This is a genomic window from Ruegeria atlantica (assembly GCF_013032455.1).
Taxonomy (GTDB): domain Bacteria; phylum Pseudomonadota; class Alphaproteobacteria; order Rhodobacterales; family Rhodobacteraceae; genus Ruegeria; species Ruegeria atlantica_B.
The window spans coordinates 1-23,070 of the sequence record NZ_WQCF01000013.1 but is presented as its reverse complement, the minus strand read 5'-3'; the positions used below and the strand labels follow the sequence as shown (position 1 = coordinate 23,070).

Sequence of the window (23,070 nt, the reverse complement as noted above, 5' to 3'; positions counted from 1 at the left end):
GGCTCAGACATCCTCCATATGCGAGGCGTCGAAGGCACCCGGCAGAAGATCCCCAATCGTGGTTTCGAACTCAGCACCGCCCACAGTGGCCAAGGTCACTTTGACGTCACGCTTTCCGAACTCGGCCAGCTTTTGGCGGCACCCGCCACACGGTGGCACAGGTTGCGGAGAAGACGCCACCACGTAAACTTCGGTCAGGGCTTGCTCGCCCGCCGCGACCATGGCGGCGATGGCACCGGCCTCGGCACAGGTGCCTTCGGGATAGGCGACGTTTTCTACGTTGCAACCCGAGAAAACCTGACCAGACGCCGCCTGGATCGCCGCACCAACCTTAAAGTTTGAATAGGGAGCATAAGCTTTTTCCCGGACAGACAGTGCCGCGTCTTTCAAAGTCATGGCGATTCCCCAATTTTTGATCAGTTGGTCAGAAAGTCGTACCCTAAATGAAACTGCTCGTGAAGATGAACCCCCAAGCAGAAGATTCCTTACCCCAGAACCGTATTGAACGTGCCGGGTAGCGTGACCTCTAGCAATTCGACATCTTCGGAAGGATCAGCCAACCGGGTGCGCATACAGGGCGGGATCACGAAAGCATCGCCTTGCTCCAACCGATAGGGTTCCCGGCCTTCGCCCTCAAGTGTGACCTCGCCACTCATGACGAAGGTAAAGTGGATATCGGTATCATGGGTAGCCCAAACCGGATCGCCATGCCCTTTGCGTACAACCTGCACCCCGGCAACACCTTTGGTGTTTTCAGAAATGGTTGTATCGCGGCAGATGTAACCCGGCAGTCGGAACGCCCCCCATTCGGCGCCTTCGGCCTGATTGAATACGAACCGCTGGCCCTGCCATTCCCGGCCGGGGCGGTAATGTGGAGTCGGTAGGTCCATATCGTGATCAATTTCGGTGACATGTTCCGCCGGAACACCAATCTCGATCACCTGCACGTTGTCTGACGCCTCAAGCACCCGGTGACGGATTTCCGGTGGCTGGATAAAGCAATCGCCTGCAGTCAGGCGCATCTTTTCACCCTGATCTTCATAGACCACGTCTACCCAGCCATGGATACAGAAGATCAATTGAAATCCGACCTTGTGGAAATGCACCATATCCGGCACCGGCCCACCATCAGGAATGCGGATATGGCTGGCGATGATCGACCCACCCAACCGGTCCGGCACCAGATCGCGATAGTGCATACCAGCCCGACCAATAATCCACGGCGCCTGATCCTTAAGACGACGCACAACGAAGGAGTGCACCGTTTCCGGCATGACCATCGGTGGGTTCAGTTCATCAATCTCGACCCGTGTTCCATTGGGTGCCACCAGATCACGCTGACCGTTGGCAAATTCATCCGGCTTGTCCGTCAGGATTCGCACGGTACCCGGCGTCTCTGGCGCATCCTTTTCGATCCGCAGACGCAAGCCGTGGCCCGAGAATACAGCGACACGTGGGTCATCTGCGGGGTAGATCATGTCCATCCGCATGCCCAGAACCTTGGTGTAAAACGGTATGTCGTTGCGCAGTTCCTGGGTCGGCAGGCGTATTTCAGCGCATATTTGGTTTTGAGGTTTGCTCATTGACTGTCTCTTCGGCCTTGGTTTTCGGCCATCCGATCAGAACGGCGGCCAAAATGCCAATCGAAAAGAACATCTCGAGCGTTTCTTCCAGCACGAACAGACGGGTCGCCATGACTTCGGTCATCTCGGCCCCCATAGCACTACTGATTTCTTCCAGCCCCTGAGCCACAACAGCGCACATGCCTGCTAGAAAGAACACCATAAGAAACGGAGCCCGCGCCTTGAGTGCGCGCCACCCGGTCGGCACCCCGTGCCAGATCAGCCCGCCCAACACGATTACCGCCAACGCCACACGCACAATCGTCATGTCCAATAGGACATCCAGCCCGTGCAGAATAAAGTAAGGCACGCTGTCTACTGCATAAATGTCGGCTTCAAGCTCTCGCTCTGCCAGTAGCAGCAGGACCACGCCGATATACAGTCGGCTTATCCCGCGATACCGGTACAGCGCCACCAGTGCCGCAATGAGCAAAGCCGCTGCCGAGCCAGTTTCGATCAGACCGCCCTCTTGATTGAATGCGGCTGCCTGAACTGGCCAAATCGAAATGCCGCACAGTATGACCACTGCCAATGCGATGGCAGCGCGAAATGCAAAACGGTCGGTTCCAAAATTGTTGCTGGCGATTGAAAGGTCAGAGTCTGACCCCAAGTTCTGCTTTGTGCTCATACGGCTGACCCCAATTTCAAGGTCGACGGACAGTAAATGTTTTGTGACAGAAATCAACCGCAGCGGCAAAACGGCCATATTTAACCTATCAACTGACGCGACGTAGCCAAGCCGGAAAAAATAGTTTAAGGCTAAATCAAATTTCAGAACGGAGCCAAAACGCCAATGTCCGATACACCCAGCCTGCGGCAGGCCGCGCTTGATTATCACGCCCATCCAAAGCCCGGCAAGCTGGAGATCAAGGCGACAAAACCGATGGCAAACGGTCGTGATCTTGCCCGCGCTTATTCCCCCGGCGTCGCTGAAGCAAGCCTTGAGATCAAGGCCGACCCACACAACGCTGCCCTATATACTGCGCGGGGCAATCTTGTGGCTGTTGTCTCGAACGGAACAGCAGTTCTGGGGCTTGGGAATATCGGCGCGCTGGCTTCAAAGCCGGTGATGGAAGGCAAGGCGGTTCTTTTCAAAAAGTTTGCGGGCATTGACTGTTTTGACATCGAAGTTGATCAGCCCGACCCGGAAAAGCTGGCCGACATCGTTTGCGCACTGGAGCCAACCTTCGGCGCCATCAATCTGGAAGACATCAAAGCCCCCGACTGTTTTATCGTCGAGAAAATCTGTCGCGAGCGGATGAACATTCCGGTTTTCCACGACGACCAACACGGCACCGCCATTGTTGTCGGCGCGGCCGCAAAAAACGCACTGCACGTGGCCAGAAAGAAGTTCGAAGAGATCAAGGTCGTCTCGACCGGAGGCGGCGCGGCGGGGATTGCCTGTCTGAGCATGCTGGTGAAACTGGGTGTTAAGCGCGAGAATATCTGGCTGTGCGACGTCAACGGCCTTGTCTATGAGGGCCGCACCGAGGATATGAACCCGCACAAGGATCAGTTTGCGCAGAAAACCGACCTGCGCACGCTGGACGACGTGATCGGGGATGCCGACCTGTTTCTGGGTCTGAGCGGGCCCAACGTGCTCAAGCCCGAGATGGTCAAGAAAATGGCCAAGCGCCCGATCATCTTTGCGCTGGCCAACCCGTCACCGGAAATTCTGCCACAAGCCGCGCGCGAGGTTGCCCCTGACGCGATCATCGCAACGGGTCGCAGCGATTTCCCCAATCAGGTGAACAATGTCCTGTGCTTCCCTTTCATTTTCCGGGGTGCTCTGGATGTGGGTGCGACCGAGATCAATGACGAAATGCAGATCGCATGCGTCGATGGTATCGCCGAAATGGCCCGCGCCACCACCAGCGCCGAAGCCGCCGCAGCCTATAAAGGTGAGCAACTGACTTTCGGCCCGGATTACCTGATCCCGAAACCATTTGATCCGCGTCTGGTGGGCGTTGTGTCCTCGGCTGTTGCCAAGGCGGCTATGAAAAGCGGTGTGGCCAAGCGCCCGATCGACGATATTGAGGCCTATAAAGAGCGCCTGAATGAGACCGTGTTCAAATCCGCCCTTCTCATGCGCCCCGTTTTCGAGGCTGCAACTGCCGCCTCGCGACGGATCGTGTTTTCCGAGGGCGAGGACGAACGTGTTCTCCGTGCAGCTCAGGCCATTTTGGAAGAAACCACTGAGACACCCATTCTGATCGGCCGCCCGGACGTAATCGAAGCGCGATGTGAACGGTTGGGCCTTACTGTTCGCCCCGGCCATGACTTCCCGATCGTGAACCCGGAAGACGACCCACGGTATTACGAATACTGGAATTCCTATCACGAAATCATGCAGCGCCGTGGCGTCACCCCTGATCTTGCCAAGGCAATCATGCGCACAAACAACACCGCAATTGCCGCCATCATGGTTCATCGCGGTGATGCAGACAGCATGATCTGCGGTACTTTTGGCGAGTATCGCTGGCACCTGAACTATGTCGAACAGGTTCTGGCCAATGGTGAACAACATCCGCATGGTGCGTTGTCACTGATGATCCTTGAAGATGGCCCCCTGTTCATCGCCGATACGCATGTGCGACTATTGCCAACACCCGAGGAACTGGCTGAAATCACGATCGGCGCAGCCCGTCACGTGCGGCGATTTGGGATCGAACCCAATATCGCCTTCTGTTCACAATCGCAATTCGGCAACCAGGCCGAAGGGTCAGGAAAACGTCTGAGGGCCGCGCTGGAAATCCTCGATTCCGAACCGCGAGACTTTACCTATGAAGGTGAGATGAACCTTGATCTGGCGCTGGACCCGGAACTACGGTCGCGCATTTTTCCGAACTCGCGTCTGGAAGGAACGGCCAACGTGCTGATCTTTGCCCATGCGGATGCGGCCAGCGGTGTGCGCAACATCCTGAAGATGAAAGCTGATGGGCTTGAGGTTGGGCCGATCCTGATGGGCATGGGCAACAAGGCCCATATCGTGACCCCATCTATAACGGCGCGTGGGTTGCTGAACATGGCCGCAATTGCAGGCACGCCAGTCACGCAATACAGCTAGTCCACGACACTAAATCTCAGGTGCCCTCAGAGGCACCTGGGCACCAGTGATTCTTTGCATTCGATTATTTGCAGATTTGCAAAACTGGCCCTCTGACACACACAACTTTGCCCCTGGCAGGAGGTTTGCAAAAATTTGCAGCCCACTTTGGCAAATCCTGCAAAGATTTTGCGATAAAGTGACGCTCCGTCATTTCCTTTGCTTGTGTGCCGCCCCCTCACGGCCTTACACAAATCGCGGAGTTGAAGGAGGAGGCCATTGTGGCATATCAGGACGTATACCAGAGTTGGAAGTCAGACCCCGAGGCATTCTGGATGGAAGCCGCCAAGGGGATAGACTGGATCAAACCGCCGACCAAGGCGCTTTTTGACGACAACGCTCCGCTCTATGAATGGTTCTGCGACGCCAAGGTCAACACCTGCTGGAACGCGGTAGACCGCCACGTCGAAAACGGCCGCGGCGAGCAGACGGCTATCATCTACGACAGCCCGATCACACACACCAAGCGCGAAATTTCCTATGTCGAGCTGCGCAACCGTGTCGCCACTTTGGCCGGGGCGTTGCGGGACAAGGGTGTCGAAAAGGGTGATCGGGTCATCATCTATATGCCGATGATCCCCGAAGCCCTGGAGGCCATGTTGGCCTGCGCACGCCTCGGTGCGGTTCATTCGGTTGTGTTCGGTGGTTTTGCAAGCAACGAACTGGCCGTTCGGATCGATGATGCCAAGCCAAAGGCGATCATCGCCGCCTCGTGCGGGATGGAACCGGGCCGCGTGGTTCACTACAAACCTCTGCTAGACGGCGCCATAGAGATGGCCAGCCACAAACCCGATTTCTGCGTGATCTTCCAGCGCGAGCAGGAAGTGGCGCAATTGGTCGAGGGGCGCGATTTTAACTGGCACGGGTTCCAGTACGGCGTTGAACCGGCAGAATGTGTGCCGGTAGATGGCAATGATCCGGCCTATATCCTTTACACCTCGGGTACGACTGGAGCCCCCAAGGGCGTTGTGCGCCCTACCGCGGGTCACCTGGTGGCTCTGAACTGGACAATGAAGAACATTTACGACGTCGACCCCGGCGATGTGTTCTGGGCCGCGTCTGACGTGGGCTGGGTGGTGGGGCACTCTTACATCTGTTACGCCCCGCTGATCCACGGCAATACAACCATTGTGTTCGAGGGCAAACCTGTCGGCACACCTGACGCGGGTACCTTCTGGCGGGTAATTTCCGAACATAAGGTCAAAAGCTTCTTCACCGCTCCCACCGCCATTCGCGCCGTTAAACGGGAAGACCCAAAAGGCGAGATGCTGGCGAAATACGACCTGTCTGGCCTGCGCGCGCTGTTTCTGGCGGGCGAACGCGCAGACCCGGATACCATCGAATGGGCGCAAGATGCACTGAAGGTTCCGGTGATCGACCACTGGTGGCAGACGGAAACAGGCTGGGCCATCGCGGGCAACCCGCTGGGTATCGAAGAACTGCCGGTTAAGCTGGGCTCTCCGGCCAAGCCGATGCCAGGCTATGACGTACAGATCCTAGACGAAGGCGGCCACGCGGTGAAACCCGGCGAACTGGGTGCGATTGCAGTCAAATTACCCCTTCCCCCAGGCACACTGCCGACGCTGTGGAATGCAGAAGAGCGGTTCAAAAGCTCGTACCTGAATCAGTTCCCTGGGTACTACGAAACCGGCGACGCTGGCATGATTGATGAGGACGGTTATCTTTATATCATGGCGCGCACTGATGACGTGATCAACGTCGCGGGTCACCGCCTGTCTACCGGCGGAATGGAGGAGGTGCTGGCCGCACATCCAGACGTCGCCGAATGCGCAGTAATCGGCGTGTCGGATCAGCTCAAAGGTCAAATGCCGGTGGGTTTCCTCTGCCTGAACGCGGGCTGTGATCGCGACCACGGTGAGGTAGTACAGGACGTGGTCAAGCTGGTGCGCGAAAAGATCGGACCGGTTGCTGCCTTCAAACAGGCCGTTGTCGTGGATCGCTTGCCCAAAACACGCTCGGGTAAAATCTTGCGTGGAACAATGGTTTCGATCGCAGACAGCAAAGAGTACAAGATGCCTGCAACCATCGACGATCCGGCGATTCTGGACGAAATCGAGGTTGCGCTGAAATCCATCGGATTTGCGCAGTAAATGGGATCTGGGCGGCCGTCGGTCGCCCCGCCCTCACCGGCTTTCGCTTGCAACCGGGCCCAACGCCCCTACTGTCTGACCAAGACAGTGAGGCTGCATGACACAAACCGACATATGGCGCCTAAGCGCCACCGATCTGACCGCCCGAACCCGTAGCGGAGACCTCAGCGCCGAGGACGCAGTTCAAAGCGCAATTGACCGGATGCACGAGGTCAACCCGGAACTGAATGCCGTGGTCGAAGATCTGAGCGCCGAGGCGCTTGACCGCGCCCAAACCCTCGACCGGGCGCGGGCACAGGGCATCCCAACCGGACCTCTACACGGCGTACCGGTGACGATTAAGATCAACGTCGATCAAAAGGGCCACGCCACTTCGAACGGTGTCGTCGCCCTGAAAGACGTGATCGCCCCCGATGACGCGCCGGTTGTTCGCAATCTGCAAAACGCCGGAGCCATCGTCATCGGACGCACCAACACGCCCGAGTTCTCTTTTCGCGCCGACACCGACAACCCTTTGCACGGCCGTACACATAACCCTTGGGGGCGTCATATCTCACCTGGTGGATCCTCGGGGGGTGCGGGAGCAGCCGTTATGGCAGGGATCGGGGCGCTGGCGCATGGCAATGATATCGGCGGCAGTCTGCGGTTTCCGGCCGCTGCCAACGGAGCAGTCACGGTTAAGCCTGGCCTTGGTCGCGTACCCGCGTGGAACCCCAGTCAACAAGCCGAGCGCGGACTGCTGGCGCAATCCATGTCAGTGCAGGGGTTGATCACTCGCACCGCCGCCGACCTTCACCTGTCGATGCCTAGCCTGATTGCAGCTGATCCTCGCGATCCCTTCCACGTCCCGATGCCGTGGCGGGGCGAACAGGCAGACGGTCCGATCAAGGTCGCCGTCACCAAAGAAACCTTCGGCTACGATCTTCACCCTGAGGTTGACAAGGCATTAGACATGGCACGCGAGGCTTTGGCCGACGCTGGCTATCAGGTGGAGGAGGTCAGCCCGCCCGACGTGTTCGACTGTGGGCGGATTGGCTACCGTACACTGATGGGGGAAGTTCTGACCCTGATGAAGGGCGATATAGAAGCCGCAGGATCGCAAACGATACGTGACATTTTCGACGTCTACTTTCAGGAGTTTCCGCCTGTCACCGGCACCGAATTGGTCCAGATGCTGGCCAAACGCAGTACCTATGCACGTGATTGGTCGCTGTTTCTGGAGGATTACCCGCTCATTCTGTCCCCTTTCCTGCCGCAACCTTTCTTCAAACCTGATCGGGATACCGAGGGGGCCGAAGGCGTGCATGAGGTTCTTGGCTGCGCCGTTTATTCCTATGCAATGAACTTTATGGGGTTACCTGCCGCCTGCGTTCCGGCACATCTGGCCGACTTGCCCCAAGGCCCGCAACCGATCAACGTCCAGATTGCAGCCCGACGCTGGCGCGAGGATATGGCAGTGGATGCCGCCTTGGCGATAGAGGCACGCGTAGGTCAAATGTGCCTGCCACTTTGGGACAAAATGGCCTCAGCCGAATTAAGCACTTTACAAAAATAGACCCCGGGGTTTTGTGCCCGGGGTCCGCTTACTTAAATAAGCCCGGAATTCTGACAACGAGCGTAGCACCACCTACCCTCGCCAGCGCGAAAACTGCGCAATCATTCGAATACGCCGTCTGGTGGCCACTCACTCCCACCTTGGCGTGTTCTCCGGGCAAGTTCATATTAACAAACGACAAACGATTCTCCTGTGAACTGGATCACACAAGGCGAAAAAAGTTTGAACACATACAACCTCAGGTAAATTGCTCCGAGATTAGGCGCTCTTCCAGACCGTGCCCGGGGTCAAACAGAATACGGTGCTGAATGGACGGCTCGGATCGGATTTCGACCCAGTCGATATCCGGAAAAGAAACCGAATCCGCATCCGCCATAACGGGGCGTTTGTCGGCGTCCAACACATCAAACCGAACCTTGGCAATCTTGGGCAATAACGCCCCGCGCCACCGACGCGGACGGAACGCGGCAATCGCCGTCAGTGCCAAAACGTCAGATCCGATCGGTAGAATTGGCCCATGCGCCGAGTAGTTATAGGCGGTCGACCCGGCGGGCGTGGACAACAGAGCCCCGTCGCAGACCAATTCAGCCATTCGCACCCGCCCATCAACGCTGATCTTCAGCCGTGCCGCCTGTGGGCCTGCCCGCAGCAAAGACACCTCGTTGATCGCCAGCGCCTCATGCATCTTGCCGGATTGATCCATAGCCTGCATGGCCAATGGGTTGATAAGCTCTTCTTCGGCCGCAGCCAGACGTTCCATCAGGTCGTCTTCGTGGAACTCGTTCATCAGAAAGCCGATTGTGCCGCGGTTCATTCCGTACACCGGCGTGTCGAGATGCTGCATATTATGCAATGTGTGCAACATGAAGCCGTCACCACCCAAAGCAACCACCACATCGGCGTCCCGTGGGGCCGCATTACCATAGCGTTTCACAAGGCTGTCTCGCGCGGTTTGGGCCACTTTGGCGTCGCTGGCAAGAAAAGCGATTCTCTTTTTCATCTATTCCGGTTTCCGGTGCTGCACATTTGGTTCCGAAACAAACATACCTTTCCGCAATAGGCCAGTCTTGACGCCACAGCGGGCCAAATCGTCGCTTTACGCCTTTTGCAAATGAATCGTTTCCGATAGGAAATCCGCAAGATTCTTACCCAGCCCAGTGGAGCCTCCATGAACGCCAATCTTCGTGATACCGGTTTTTTCACCCAATCCCTCGCCGAGCGTGACGCTGAGCTGTTTGGCTCTATCACATCCGAGCTGGGTCGCCAGCGAGACGAGATCGAATTGATCGCGTCCGAGAACATCGTCTCTGCCGCCGTTATGGAAGCACAGGGCTCAGTGATGACGAACAAATACGCCGAAGGCTATCCCGGTCGTCGCTACTATGGCGGCTGCCAGTTCGTTGATATCGCTGAGAATCTGGCCATCGACCGCGCCAAGCAACTGTTTGGCTGTGAATTCGCCAACGTTCAGCCCAACTCGGGTTCGCAGGCGAACCAAGGTGTGTTCCAAGCGCTGATCAAACCTGGTGACACAATCTTGGGTATGAGCCTGGATGCCGGCGGCCACCTGACACACGGCGCTGCCCCGAACCAGTCGGGCAAATGGTTCAACGCCGTACATTACGGCGTGCGCCAGCAGGACAACCTGATCGACTATGACCAGATCGAAGCACTGGCGAAGGAACACCAGCCCAAGCTGATCATCGCGGGCGGTTCGGCCATCCCGCGCGTCATCGACTTTGCCCGCATGCGCGAGATCGCCGACATGGTTGGCGCATACCTGCACGTGGACATGGCTCATATCGCTGGTCTGGTTGCCGCGGGTGAGCACCCCTCGCCCTTCCCGCATGCGCATGTGGCAACAACCACCACCCACAAGACCCTGCGCGGCCCGCGTGGCGGCATGATCCTGACCAATGACGAGGCGATCGCCAAGAAAGTGAATTCGGCGATCTTCCCAGGCATTCAGGGCGGCCCGCTAATGCATGTGATCGCAGCCAAGGCCGTGGCCTTTGGTGAGGCGCTGCGCCCCGAGTTCAAAGACTATATCAAGCAAGTCGTGGTCAACGCACAGGCCCTGTCGGATCAGCTGATCAAAGGCGGCTTGGACACCGTGACCCACGGCACCGACACCCACGTGGTGCTGGTCGACCTGCGCCCCAAAGGCGTCAAGGGCAACGCCACCGAGAAGGCTCTGGGCCGCGCACATATCACCTGCAACAAGAACGGCGTGCCGTTTGACCCGGAAAAACCGACCATCACCAGCGGCATCCGTCTGGGCTCGCCCGCTGGCACCACCCGCGGATTCGGTGAGACCGAGTTCCGTCAGATCGCCGACTGGATCATCGAAGTTGTCGACGGTCTGGCCGCCAATGGCGAGGACGGTAACGGCGAAGTCGAAGCCAAGGTCAAAGCCGGGGTCGCAGACCTCTGCGCGAAATTCCCGATCTATCCGAACCTGTAAATCGGAAACCCATAAATGATAGGTACGGCGTCCCTTGGGCGCCGTTTTCTTTGACCAGTTGTACTCAAATAAAGCCGCGCCAGCGCAGAACGATCAACGCCAGCACCGACAGGGCAAGGAAACCCAAGGCCAGCGATCCAAGAAAGCTTAGAAACCAACCCCAACGCCGATCAGCCAAGTTGATTCCGTTCAGATGGGCCTGAACCTCTTCTGACGCTTTCACAAGTTTCGGTGTATCCAGCACCAGACGCAATTTGGGATGAGCCGCCATCTGCTCGGCATTCGCCAGCAAAAGAGCCTGTTTGTAAATCCGACGGGGCAGCTGCCGCTTGGCCTTTTTTACCGATGCTGTCAGCGTTTTGTCCCGAACTCCCAATTTATTACGCAGCAGCTGAACCGTGTGCGCGATCTGGCTTTGGACATCTGTAATTTCCGACATGACGCGGCCTCCAAGCCCGTTAATCTAACCACCTTGGGCGAGGGCGACAATGGGGCTGGCTGTTTCCGCTCACGGCGGGTATCACACCAGCATGCTGAATACGATCATTCATGGCGAACCGACTGCGAAACCTCCTTTGCTGATTGCACATGGGCTGTATGGCTCGGCGCGAAATTGGGGGGTAATCGCCCGACGGCTGGCGGATGAAAGGCAGGTGGTTGCTGTCGATATGCGCAACCACGCCTATAGCATGTGGACCAATCAGCACAGCTATCCCGACCTCGCAAACGATCTGGCCGAGGTGATCGACAATTTTGGTGGCAAGGCCGATGTAGTGGGGCATTCGATGGGCGGTAAGGCGGCAATGACGCTGGCGCTGCAACATGGAGATTTGGTACGCAAGTTAGTCGTGGCCGACATTGCGCCAGTTATCTACAGCCATAGTCAGATCCAGTTCATCGAAGCAATGCGCGCCGTTGATCTGTCCAAGGTCGAGCGCCGCTCGGATGCATCGGAGCAACTGGCGAAGTTGGGCGTTGAGCCTGCGCTACAGAGCTTTTTTACGCAATCGCTGGATGTCAAAGGGCAGCGCTGGTTGCTGAACCTCGACGTGCTGGCTGCCGAAATGCCCAAGATCATGGGCTTTCCTGAACTAACCGCAAGCTGGGACGGCCCAACCCTGTTTCTGTCTGGCGCCGAGTCCGACTATGTCCTGCCCGAGCACCGCGACCTGATCCGAGGGCTTTTCCCGGCTGCCAAGTTTGCCAAGATACCCGGCGCGGGGCATTGGCTACACGCCGAAAAACCGCGAGAGTTTGAGGCGGCTGTCCGGGCATTCCTGAACGCCTAGAGCTCAGTAACCTCTCCGCCGGCATTGATCCAATCGGACAATCCGCCAAGGTTGTAGACCTGATGATACCCCATGTCTTTCAGCAACTTGCCCGCCAAAGCAGCGCGACCTCCGGCCGCGCAATACAGAACGATCGGGCGATCTTTTTGAAGTTCTGGGTCATGGGATTGCAAGGTGTCATCAGCCCGAAACTCTAACATGCTACGCGGGATATGATGCGCGCCCTTGGCCCGACCGGTTTGCTGTAATTCAACGGCATCGCGCACATCCAGCAACAGACCACCCTGCCCTAAAGCTACTTGGGCAAAAGCGGTATCTACACGTTTAACGACCGCATTTGCGGCCTCCATCATGTCTTTTACGGTCAAAGGCATGCGCAATCCTCCGGTGAATGTCGCCGCAGGTTAACATGCAGGAAATGGAAGGTGTAGACTAACCGCAGGCCAGCCCCTTCACTGTTCGCGGAAAGCGCGCGACATGCTGTCTGTCACAGGCTTAGCTATATAGGCTGCAAAGGTCCGCTCTTCTGTCTGGATCATGATTTCCGCAGGCATACCGGGGGTAGGGATAAAGCCGCGCACGCGCTCGATCTCTTCGGGATCAAGCGAGATGCGGGCGAGATAGACCTCTTGCGGAGCACCCGCAGTGTCTTCGACCAGAGCATCGGCTGACAGATAGAACACCTGACCGTTCAGCACCGGGGTCGTGCGTTGATTCAGTGCCACAAGCCGCACGGTTGCATTCTGACCCGTGACAACGCTGTCGATCTCGGTGCGCGGGATTTGCGCCTCGATAATCAATGGCGCGTCTGCGGGCAGGATTTCGGCGATGGGCTCACCAGTTTCGATCACGCCGCCCGGCGTATGATAGTGCAACCGCACAACCGTGCCCGACACCGGGGCCCGTACAACCGCGCGATCCAAAACGCTGCGGGCTTGGCGCGCTTTTTCGCGCACGCTTTCCAGATCGGCTTCGATCACGCCTAACTCGTCCAACGCAGCCTCACGATAAGCCGCACGAGTGCGCGATATCTGCTCTTCGTATTTCAGCAACATTTGGTTGATTTCGGCAGCTTCGGCTTGCAGGCGCGCCTGCTGCCCCTCAGCTTCGGCCTGAACCCGGCGGATTGTGTTCAGTTCGCCCTTACGGACCAGCCCCTTTTCAAAAAGGGCCTGCTTGGTCTCGTATTCCTCTTGCAGGATCGCTGAGCGCCGAACCATGCTGTCCAACTGCGCCTCAAACCCGCTGGAACGAATTCTCAGGGCTTCCATGTTGCGTTCCAACAGAGCGATATCGTTCAGCAAGGTCTTGCGAGACAGATCAAAGCTGATCTTTTGCCCATCAAGGATTGTCATCACCTCTGTGTCCTCTGCCTGGGCCATCAAGGCAGGGGAAAATTCCAACCGTTGCAATTCTGCATATTCTGCATTCAGGCGCTCGGACATAGCCTGCAGGCGTGCTTTGCGGATGAACAACTCGCGCTCATTGGCTTCGGCCGATGTCTGGTCCAACGTCATCAGGACTTGACCGGCCTTGACGGACTGGCCTTCGATTACCTTGATGTCCTGAATGATACCGCCTTCCAGATGCTGCACAATCTTGTTGCGGCCGGTGGCGACAAAGCTGCCCTGCGCAATCACAGCAGCGGCCAAAGGTGCGCGGAAAGACCAGACGCCGAAACCACCAAAACAAACAACCAGCAGGATCATCCCTATGACGACCAGACGGTTGATTGAACGTGGAACCTCGGCATACCAGACGTCGGGGTTCTTGGGATCGTTATTCACGGGGACAAGATCATTCATGTCGCACCCCCTTACTGGTTTTGAATGCCGGGCGTATTACTGCGCGGCCCATTGAGTTGTTGCAGAACCTGTTCGCGCTGGCCAAACAGCGCCACACGTCCATCTGTAAGCAGCATGATCTTATCGACCACGTTCAGCAGCGTTGGCTTCTGAGTAATCACGACCACGGTAATCTTGCTTTCTTTGGCTTGCTCAATGGCACGGGCCAAGGCTTTGTCACCAGCCACGTCGAGGTTCGAGTTCGGCTCATCCAGAACCACCATGCGTGGGTTGCCAAAGAACGCCCTTGCCAATGCGATGCGCTGTTTCTGCCCACCAGACAGGGGCGAGCCATCGGCGGAGACCACCGTCTCGTAACCTTGCGGCAGGGTCGCGATCATGTTGTGCACATCGGCCAGAACCGCGGCATCGTGGATCTGTTCATCCGTCGCGTCCGAGCGCATCCGTCCGATATTGTCCTTGATCGTGCCGGGGAACAGTTGAACATCCTGCGGCAGATAGCCGATGCTTTCTCCAAACTGGCGCGGATCCCAGTTGCGGATATCCATCAGATCCAGCCGCACACTGCCCGACGTGGGCAGGATTGACCCGACTAGTGTTTTACCCAGAGTGGTTTTACCTGCACCCGAATTACCAATGATGGCCAATGTCTCGCCCGGATTCAGCGAGAAACTGATCCCGTTCAGCACGACGCGTTTGGTTCCGCCCGGTACGTAAAGCAGGCGCTCGACATCCAGCCGTCCTTCTGGGCGTGGCAGGCGCAGTTTTTCGAACTGCAGGGCAGAGTTGGACAACAGTTGGTTGATCCGACCATAGGCTGCCCGCGTCAGCAGGAAGCCGTTCCACCCTTCGATTGACCCTTCAATGGGTGCAAATGCACGGCCGGCAATAATCGAAGCCGCGATCACCATACCGCCAGTGATTTCACCCTGTAACGCCAAATACGCGCCCCAGCCCAGAATGGCGATCTGAGTCAGCAGACGCACGGCACGTGAAATCGCTGCGAAGATCACGTTGCGATCCTGGGCGCGGACTTGCCATGTCATGGATTGCGCGGTGTCACGACCCCAGATGCGCACGGCCTCGGGGATCATAGCAAGGGCATTTATGATCTGACTGTTGCGCGACATCGAGTCCAGATGCTGGTTCGCCATCGATTGCGCTTTGTTGGCCTCGGCAAAGGGTTTCGCCGTCATGCGTTGGTTGATGAAGGCGATCGTCATCAGCAGCAGGGCTGTTACGATCACGATCATCCCAAGCTGAGGGTGCACCAGAAAGATCATCAAAATGAACAAGGGCGCAAAGGGCACATCAAGGAATGAGATCAGCGTCCCCGAAACAAGAAACCCCCTGACCTGCTGAAGATCACCCAATGTCTGATATTCACGCCCTGTACCATGCAACGAGGCATGCGCGGCAGCGCTCAGGATCGGTGCACCGAGACGGGCCGCAACCTCAACCGCGGTACGCATCAGCATGAACCGCCGCACCGCATCAAAAGCTGATTGGAATATCACCGCCCCGGCCACGATGGCCGTCAGCATGATCAGAGTGTCCAGCGAGCGGCTGGTCAGAACACGGTCGCTGATCTGAAACAGGTAAATCGGTATTGCCAGGATCAGAACGTTCGTCGCGCAGGTCAAAACCAGCACAAAAGCCAGATTGCGATAGATCGCCCGTAGCGAGGTTCGAAGCGTTTTTCGGAAATCCTCGGGGGGTGTGCGTTTGTGAAATGTTTGGGGTGGCCCCTTCCCATCACCGCCATTTTGGGTGCTGCGCAGCAATGGTTCATTCGCCTTGGCCTCGATTGTGGTGCCCATTCTATCACCGTCACCCGAGCGCGACCTGGGGGTACTTCGGTCGCTGGTCTTACTGACGGTTTCGGGATCTGAGCCCTCGGCATCGGCCACCCCAGCACCGCTGTCCTGTTGGTCATGACCTTCGACAGGCCGCGGCTGCTTGCGCTGGGAGGAGGATCCCGCGCGCAGGCTTGGTTCGTCTTTCGTATTGTGACCCGTCAGGTTTGGTTTCACCGTCTGGCCCGCGCTCGCATCGCCTGTGACAACGGCGTCGCGAGTGCCACCTTCGGGGTCACGCACGCGGTAGTCGTCGCTTAGTCGCAATCCAGGGGTTTTCTTTGAATTCTCCCCAGAACCGCTTGCATCTGAGGTTGATGAGACGGCACCACCATGGCGGTCCAACGGGCTGGCGTAACGTCTCGGACGCGACGGGAATTTAATCGACATATCAAAACTTTCAAGTCACTCGCAAAACACACAAAATTACTACGCAAGCATAGTCTCCAGACCATCGTCGAGGCCTGCTTTTTCCGATGGCGTCAGTTTGTTGTGGCCGGGGGCGTGTTCAGATTTGCCCGGCGCATCAAGCTCTTCCATCATCAGCGCGACAGCTTCGCTGATAATCTCGGTTTTTTCCGCCATCGCGTCTTCAAAGATGCTTGCCTGATGCAAAAGCAGATCGGAATATTCCTCTTCCTTAGCTCTGATCACTGAATCCACACCCATCTTTTTCACATGGGCGGAATTCAGAATGCCATTACCAGCACCCAGCGCGGCAACCTCTTTGCCAGGGGGGGCATCGACATAAACATCGTCATCATCTTGCAACACGGTGACCTGATCGATGACATTGACCTGCAAAAGATCGCCCTCAATCTTGAGCACCCGGACCAGTTCTGTCCCGGCAAACATGGGATCATTCAAAAGCGCGTCTTCCAACGCCTCGGTGTCCACTTCTTGCAGAGGTATCACCTCGGCCAGTGTTTCGCTCAACTCCTCATGTGTGTCTTCGCCCGTCGTCGTCAGAGACACCTGATTCATCACCAGATTGTCCTCAGCCTCTGTCGGTTGAGCACCATGCACCACGTCATTGTCAGACAGCACGATGGTCTGCGACACAGCATCGACCGATGTCATATCTCCACCAACAACGATCATATCGTAGAAGCTGCCCAACTGAAGAATGTCAGTCACGTTGGTCATGACATTCTCGCCCAACGTGTAGGCCGTGGACGTCGCGGTAATTTCGGTGGCGATCTGGTCGATATCCGTAGCGTCGATAACCTGCTTGATGAAATTCGTGACCAACATATCGCCGGAAATCCAATCGACATCGACAACCGGCGCTTGACCTGCTTCCGCGACATTGTCTTCCAGCCATGATGCTTCGTTGGCCTCAACAGCAATCTCAGAGGACTGCACCACATGAGTTTCACTCTGCACGCCGGGCTCGCCTTCATCAACATCAGAGACAACAGCCACTTGATTGAACACCGTCAGGTTTGTGGCTTTACCACCTACAAGGATGTTGGGGGCGTCAATCCAGCTGACGGTTACCGCAACTTCGTTCACCGCCAGATTTCCACCTGCAATCACCGAATGGCCATCTTCGAACACAGGATCTTCGGTCTGCTCCCATTCTGCGGGCCATGGGTTTGGGGTATCATCCCCTGCCCCCTCTTCTTCATCGGCCTTGAGATGCGCGGGCAGCAATTCGTTGAAATCCGGCACTTCATCGACATGTTCGCCATTCACAACAATGCCCAATGCGTCATCGCCGTGGAACTGATGAATTTCTGCCCCTTCCACTTCGGGGGTCAGGGTTGTTTGCATCTGGTCGATAAGTACTTCCAGCGCCGCGCCAGACAGGTAATCCTGAATGTCCATTGACGGGGACGAAGTGGCATGCAGCGACAACGCCTTTGCCAACAGCCCGTCACCCTTTGCCATCAAAGCTTCGACATCTCGGAAATCACCCTCTCCGACGGTGTCATTGTCGGTTAGTCGGATTTTCTGAACCGTATAGGTGACCGCCGAACCGATCAGTTCGGTAATAAACTCTGGCTTCACGATCATGGTGAGTTGTATGGATGATCCCAACTCAAGCGCTTGGGGAAAATTGAAATCCAAACCAAACGACTGGCTGGGAACCGCTCCGAGACTTTCAAGCTGCTCAGCGGTGGCAGGTGGTAAGGGCACGTCGGCCTGCGGCGCAGAAAACTTGTATGGCAGCATATTATGCTCGCCCGTCTCTAATTTCAGATGTGCCGAGACCTCAATACGTGTGGGGTCTGCCAAATCTTCAAGTTCTGCTTGGCGTCTTAGCGCGGTAAATTCTTCATACTGATCGCGCAATCGCGCCTGTTCGGTCGTAAGCTCAAACGTTCCAATAAAATGTGCAATCTGTTCCGTAATACTGTCGAGAGACATATCGGTTCCTTTCCCCGCCCCGGCTGAAATTTCCGGCTTGGGTTAAGTTGGGCCGAGGCCGCCTTTTTGCGGCCTCGGCGTTTTTCTCGAAGAGTATCAGAGTCCGCATGCGCGGGCTCTGAACTCTGGTTACACGTCGGTATCGTCGCTGGCGTAGGACGAGCTCATGGACCCGCCCACCATCGTTGTATCGACTGAGTTGCCAAGGACGTTGGCTCCCATGACGATCGACTGGTTGAAGGCTGACGTATCAACCACCGCAGCGGCAGAAGCATGCGATTCACCGTTTACGATGCCGTCGCCGCCATTGTTCGAGCCCCAGGTACCAGCGCTACCAGCGTTGCCACCGGCCCCAGAATACGCACCCGAAACATCGCCACCGCTGACGTTACCGCCAGTTACGTTGCCAGCTTCTGCGAAGCCGTTGGCGTCGCCGCTTTGACCGCCAGTCGATTGCGCGGCACCACCGCCGCCGCCGATGCCCGACTCGGACATACCATTGGTCGTGCCATATGCGGTCGACGTTGCGTCATTGTCCGAACTGCCAGCGCCACCATAGCCAGAGATTGCCTCGGCCAGGCTGTCAGCGGTGCCATCGGTGTCCGCCGTGGCAAATACCGAGGATTCTCCGCCATAACCGGCATCGTTATCCGCGTCTGCAGACCCCGTGCCGCTGCCACTCGACTGCGCGTCCTGTTGGATTGCGCCGCCGCCACCGCCGGTCCCGTTGGCCGTTGCCATACCGGTTCCTTCAGCGTCTGCGCGACCATCGGTGTCGTTGGTTCCGCCGGCGCCACCGTTCGAGTCGGCATCCTGATCGTTGCGCGCCGTGCCTGTGACATCTCCCGGGGATTGGGTGACAACCGGGCCTGTAGCATACTGATCTCCGACGCCCTGAGCATCCGAGTCAGAGTCCGCTTGACCGCCGGTACCGGCACCGCCAGTCCCGTCGCCGCCCGGACCGTTACCGCCGGTTCCGTCGCCACCAATACCGCGGCCGCCGTCCCCTTCACCGCCATAGCCTTTGCCAGCTTCGGCTTCACCGCCACCGCCGTTGTAGGCACCCGCGCCGCCCAGGTTCAGGCCGCTCAGACCCGTGCTCTGGTGCGAAGCCGCAAGTGCTGCATCGATCTGACCGGCGTCTCCGCCAGTACCGGCGCCACCAGTGCCATCGCCACCGTCGCCGCGTGCACCTTCACCTTTGCCGCCGTCACCGTCACCGCCGACACCTTTGCCTCCGTCAGCATCAGCGTCGCTGTTGGCAAGGCTGCCAGCTTTACCAAGACCGATATTGCCACCCGAAGAAGCACCGTTGGCTTCGGTGTCACTGTCTGATTCATTTTTGGCCAGGCCGATGTTGCCAGCTGCACTGTCACCGCCGTCGGCGTTGCCGGATGATGCGTCATTGGCTGCAAGCGCACCGCCTTTGGCAGCTGCGATGCTGTCATTGGAACCACCGGTTGACTGACCGCTGTTACCGGCACCCGACAGTCCCAATCCCAGCCCCAGACCAATCGAGCCTGCGTTGCCACCGTCTCCGCCGTCGCTATCAGCGTCGGACGCGTCCGAGTAACCTTTGTTGTAGGCGCTGGAATCACTGTCCGCAGTTCCACCATTGCCACCGTCGCCGGATCCGCTGGCATTCGCATCCGACTTGCTGGCGTTCAGACCCAGAGTTTTTGCATCACCCGAGTCACCGCCATTTCCGGCGTCTGCATCGGCATTGGCGTTGCCAGTTTCGCCGCCGCCCGACTGTGCATTACTACCCTTGGTGAAGGCCATCGCACCGCCACCATGAGCCGTACCACCCGCGCCGGAATTGCCGCCAAGTGACTCGGCATCTATGCCATCGTCAGAGTTGGCGGTACCGCCAGTCGCGTCGCCATGTTGCTCGAACGTGCCACCGTCATTCGAAACCGAAGCTTGGCCCAGATGATCGTTGTCAGTCAGTTCTGCAAGCTGGTTGTTGATCGACAACATGTCGTTGCCTGAGCCGTCCAACGAAATGTCCAAATTTGTGTCATCACCCGGATCATAATCAAAGTCGTTCCCAACGGTGATCACGTCGTCAACCGAACCGCCTTTGCTTACATCCACATCGACCAAATCATCGTCACGGGGGATCCACTCGCCGCCGCCAAAATCAATATTGATCTTGTTGTTGACGTCGTTCGTGTTGCTGTCATCGCCGCCATTTTTGTTCGACTGAGACTGCTTTTGTTGCTGATCCTGGTCTTGGTCCTGATCATTTTCATTGTCCACGTCTGTGCGCTGATCCTGATCCGCGTCGACGTCAGTGGTTTGGCGCTGATTCTGATCAACATCCGTGTCTTGTTTCTGTTTGTTCAAATTTGCATCGACATCTGCATGTTTGACGTTGATGTCAGCGTCGATTGGCACATAGGCCTCGTCAACGTTCACTTCACCGATTGCTGTGATGTCATTGTGGGGCTGATATTGACGGTTTTTACTCATAACAAATATCCATTTATTGCCGCGCCCGACCGTCATTCATCTAACAAACGGCTACTGGCGCTGTTGAAACAATATTTAAGCTCTCAGGCGCGAAAACGCGCTTGAAGCGGTTTCGTTTGGTGAAGTCGTTTCCCACCTCCCTTTCCCGGCCAAGCCGACTCTCTGCTCGCGGTCATTGAGGTTCGCGTCAATTCGCGATGCGCAGGCAGATCAGTAACTAAGCTTCCCAAATTGAAGCAGGGTAATGGTCGCAGCCGAACAGCGCCCTGAATAGCTGACCTTAAGCATTAGACGGCACAGTGGCTTGATATTACGCAGTATTTTTAATTATTAATTATATATTAACGGATAAAATCACCAATTTTCCGAAGGATTTCGGATAAGGATCTAAAACCGCATTAACCCTCAACATTTTCGGGAGTAGCAGCGATGAACCTAAACCAAAGTTCTAGTCCGAATGGGTTGGAAAAGGCCCAATATTGATGAAAACTGGACTTTCAGCTATAGTTACTTAAACCAAAAGTTAATCTATCGTTAATTCGCGTTAAGTGTGTTGTTTACTGGTGCGCTACAGATTTCGTGGCGTGAGTTTTTAGGGGGAAGTAATGAGCAATCCGTTGCGGGATAGTGCCGCCCAAAAAGATACTTGCACCGAAGATTTCTCGATCAACTTTATTGGCAAGGAGCTTTTCTTTTCAAACCAAACTCTGCGTAGCGTTCAGACGGAATTCGGTGTTGCTGCGCATAGGTATGATGACATCGCTGAACTAAAATCACTCGACACATCCAGATTGCCGGCCGGGAAAGTGGTTGTCGTCGACCAAATCATGCTGAACGACCTTCTTACCCAACCAGGCCTCTATATCGAAACAGTTGGGTCGGGATGTCTTGCCTTTGCATATCGTAAGGAAGACACAGCCCGTTCCTTATTTAAAAACTGGGACAGGGGACAGTTCGGGGATATTGGCTATCTTCCAATGAACGTCGCGCCAGATGTATGGCGGTCCATTTTGCGGCTTTTGATGCATGAAGAGCTTTACCTGCCGAGCTTTCTGGCAGACTGTGTGTCCCCCCCGCAAAGCCCGACCACACCCTGCCTGCTGGGCGACGCCCCGGCAAAGCCGCAGCAAAAAACGAAAGAACCAAACCCGGTATTTGCCCGATTGACCCGGCGCGAAAAGCAGGTTCTGCGCCTCGTCTCGAAAGGTCAAAGCAACAAGATCATCGCATCAAACCTCGGCATCACCGAGCACACGGTAAAGCTGCACATGCATAACGTTGCGGGCAAGATCGGTGTCAGCAACAGGACAGCTGCTGCTCAGTTCTATTTTGAGGTGGTAGCAGAACAAGATCAGGCTCAAACAGTTGACTGAAGCACTCGAAACTCGCTTTGACCGCCTAATCCTGCTGGTCGGCAAGCTCAATTACATGTGGACCAACACCGAAAGCCTGTTGATCCACCTTATTGCTGGACTTGGTGATACAAAAAAAGACGTCGCCGTTATTATCTTTCTGACCCTCAACACAACGCGCGCTCGCGTAGACCTTGTGGAGCGGCTGGCAAAGATGGACGGCCGTCCGCCTGAAATTCGGGATCCAGTTCTGGAACTCACCCAACGACTAAGTAAGCTGTCGTCTATTCGAAACAAATACAATCACTGCATTTACTCGTTCGATGCCGACAGCGGAAACCCAAAGACAATTCTGATGCGCATCTCGGATAGAAAGACCGATATAAAAATGGGGCGCGAAGACACTGTTGACGAAGAGGCCATTCAGCAAATCGAAGATACCCTCACGCAATTGTCGGCTGCTAACCGGGATATCTGGCGCCTGATAGGCCACTTGGGTTTCCCGGTTTGATTGTGGCCGCCCGAACAGGTTGCGCTAGGTTGTGAGCCGGTCAAAGTCCTTCTACGAATCCTTTTCGTGCAGATGGGATTTGAACGAGCCACTCGCCCCTACAGGAAAGCGGGATCTAAAGCGCAGCTTATTGAAAAGGTGAGCGAACAAAGAGAGCGCTCATGCTCAGAGAATAAGACTTGCACAAAGTCGGTTTTGGTACCCGCGGCCGGACTCGAACCGGCACGGCGTTTCCGCCTGGAGATTTTAAGTCTCCTGTGTCTACCATTCCACCACGCGGGCAATGTGCATTGGGCCTATTTCAGGCCTGAAAAACCAGTAATGCCACAAGGCCATGAATACAATGCGCTTTGCGGTCGAAATCTAAGGATTTTAAGATAAGGGCTCGTAACCACTGGATGACGAAAGCGGTTGCCAAGTGGAAGATCGCAAAACAATCATCGCAGAGCCGCTGAGAGCCTGGGAGGGACAATCAGAGCGTCCGAAACTGACAGATTGAGCAGCCTCATCTGACTGGTCCAAATTGATTGTTAGTGCATCGTCGGCCTGTA

17 protein-coding genes and 1 tRNA gene are annotated in these 23,070 nt (G+C 56.4%); 7 read left to right on the top strand and 11 right to left on the bottom strand.

From position 1 onward, the window contains the following. Nucleotides 1–3: 3 nt before the first annotated feature. The 3 genes from GOW93_RS18020 to GOW93_RS18010 form a co-directional block, all read right to left on the bottom strand. Nucleotides 4–396 carry a cytidine deaminase gene (locus tag GOW93_RS18020; RefSeq protein ID WP_170387323.1) on the bottom strand — a complete coding sequence of 131 codons (393 nt, stop codon included), beginning with the start codon at nt 394–396 and terminating at the stop codon, nt 4–6. 89 nt (nt 397–485) lie between these two features. Beyond that, nucleotides 486–1,583, bottom strand: coding sequence for a cupin domain-containing protein (locus GOW93_RS18015; RefSeq protein WP_170387321.1), 1,098 nt, complete (start codon nt 1,581–1,583; stop codon nt 486–488). Continuing rightward, entirely contained in the window at nt 1,552–2,250 is a 699-nt protein-coding gene (locus GOW93_RS18010; protein ID WP_170387319.1) for a hypothetical protein, read from the bottom strand. Before GOW93_RS18010 ends, GOW93_RS18015 begins: the two co-directional genes overlap by 32 nt. Before the next feature lie 165 nt (nt 2,251–2,415). On the opposite strand from GOW93_RS18010, the gene GOW93_RS18005 reads away from it, so the two are divergent. From GOW93_RS18005 to GOW93_RS17995, 3 genes are all read left to right on the top strand, one after another. Beyond that, nucleotides 2,416–4,689 carry an NADP-dependent malic enzyme gene (locus GOW93_RS18005; RefSeq protein ID WP_170387317.1) on the top strand — a complete coding sequence of 758 codons (2,274 nt, stop codon included), beginning with the start codon at nt 2,416–2,418 and terminating at the stop codon, nt 4,687–4,689. A 260-nt stretch (nt 4,690–4,949) separates the two neighbouring features. Then, nucleotides 4,950–6,839: a propionate-CoA ligase PrpE gene (gene prpE, locus GOW93_RS18000; protein ID WP_170387315.1), complete on the top strand. Its 1,890-nt coding sequence runs from the start codon at nt 4,950–4,952 to the stop codon at nt 6,837–6,839. A 97-nt stretch (nt 6,840–6,936) separates the two neighbouring features. Further along, nucleotides 6,937–8,394 (top strand): amidase family protein, encoded by a 1,458-nt coding sequence (locus GOW93_RS17995; RefSeq protein WP_170387313.1) that lies wholly within the window; start codon nt 6,937–6,939, stop codon nt 8,392–8,394. A 238-nt stretch (nt 8,395–8,632) separates the two neighbouring features. Here the strand turns inward: GOW93_RS17995 and GOW93_RS17990 are convergent, their stop codons facing one another. Further along, nucleotides 8,633–9,394, bottom strand: a complete 762-nt coding sequence (locus GOW93_RS17990) for an NAD kinase (protein WP_170387311.1) — start codon at nt 9,392–9,394, stop codon at nt 8,633–8,635. A gap of 168 nt (nt 9,395–9,562) precedes the next feature. Here GOW93_RS17990 and glyA point away from each other — a divergent pair, with 168 nt between their 5' ends. Then, nucleotides 9,563–10,858: a serine hydroxymethyltransferase gene (glyA, locus tag GOW93_RS17985; RefSeq protein ID WP_170387309.1), complete on the top strand. Its 1,296-nt coding sequence runs from the start codon at nt 9,563–9,565 to the stop codon at nt 10,856–10,858. A 64-nt stretch (nt 10,859–10,922) separates the two neighbouring features. Here glyA and GOW93_RS17980 read toward each other — a convergent pair whose 3' ends face one another. After that, entirely contained in the window at nt 10,923–11,297 is a 375-nt protein-coding gene (locus GOW93_RS17980; protein WP_170387307.1) for a hypothetical protein, read from the bottom strand. A gap of 49 nt (nt 11,298–11,346) precedes the next feature. Here GOW93_RS17980 and GOW93_RS17975 point away from each other — a divergent pair, with 49 nt between their 5' ends. Beyond that, entirely contained in the window at nt 11,347–12,147 is an 801-nt protein-coding gene (locus GOW93_RS17975) for an alpha/beta fold hydrolase (protein WP_254443676.1), read from the top strand. On the opposite strand, the gene GOW93_RS17970 is transcribed toward GOW93_RS17975, so the two are convergent. The 5 genes from GOW93_RS17970 to GOW93_RS17950 form a co-directional block, all read right to left on the bottom strand. After that, nucleotides 12,144–12,521: a rhodanese-like domain-containing protein gene (locus GOW93_RS17970; protein WP_170387304.1), complete on the bottom strand. Its 378-nt coding sequence runs from the start codon at nt 12,519–12,521 to the stop codon at nt 12,144–12,146. The genes GOW93_RS17975 and GOW93_RS17970 overlap by 4 nt on opposite strands. A gap of 78 nt (nt 12,522–12,599) precedes the next feature. Further along, nucleotides 12,600–13,952 carry an HlyD family type I secretion periplasmic adaptor subunit gene (locus tag GOW93_RS17965; protein WP_170387301.1) on the bottom strand — a complete coding sequence of 451 codons (1,353 nt, stop codon included), beginning with the start codon at nt 13,950–13,952 and terminating at the stop codon, nt 12,600–12,602. Between the two features lie 11 nt (nt 13,953–13,963). Then, nucleotides 13,964–16,198 (bottom strand): type I secretion system permease/ATPase, encoded by a 2,235-nt coding sequence (locus GOW93_RS17960; protein ID WP_170387299.1) that lies wholly within the window; start codon nt 16,196–16,198, stop codon nt 13,964–13,966. Between the two features lie 39 nt (nt 16,199–16,237). Continuing rightward, nucleotides 16,238–18,181: a type I secretion protein gene (locus tag GOW93_RS17955; protein ID WP_170387297.1), complete on the bottom strand. Its 1,944-nt coding sequence runs from the start codon at nt 18,179–18,181 to the stop codon at nt 16,238–16,240. Nucleotides 18,182–18,310: 129 nt separating this feature from the next. After that, nucleotides 18,311–20,656, bottom strand: a complete 2,346-nt coding sequence (locus GOW93_RS17950) for a beta strand repeat-containing protein (RefSeq protein WP_170387295.1) — start codon at nt 20,654–20,656, stop codon at nt 18,311–18,313. A 605-nt stretch (nt 20,657–21,261) separates the two neighbouring features. Between GOW93_RS17950 and GOW93_RS17945 the strand changes: the two genes are divergently transcribed. Both GOW93_RS17945 and GOW93_RS17940 read left to right on the top strand, forming a co-directional pair. After that, nucleotides 21,262–22,029: a helix-turn-helix domain-containing protein gene (locus tag GOW93_RS17945; RefSeq protein WP_170387293.1), complete on the top strand. Its 768-nt coding sequence runs from the start codon at nt 21,262–21,264 to the stop codon at nt 22,027–22,029. Beyond that, nucleotides 22,022–22,519 (top strand): hypothetical protein, encoded by a 498-nt coding sequence (locus tag GOW93_RS17940; protein ID WP_170387291.1) that lies wholly within the window; start codon nt 22,022–22,024, stop codon nt 22,517–22,519. Before GOW93_RS17945 ends, GOW93_RS17940 begins: the two co-directional genes overlap by 8 nt. A gap of 196 nt (nt 22,520–22,715) precedes the next feature. Here GOW93_RS17940 and GOW93_RS17935 read toward each other — a convergent pair. Continuing rightward, a tRNA-Leu gene (locus GOW93_RS17935) sits at nt 22,716–22,801 on the bottom strand. Nucleotides 22,802–23,070: the final 269 nt, after the last annotated feature.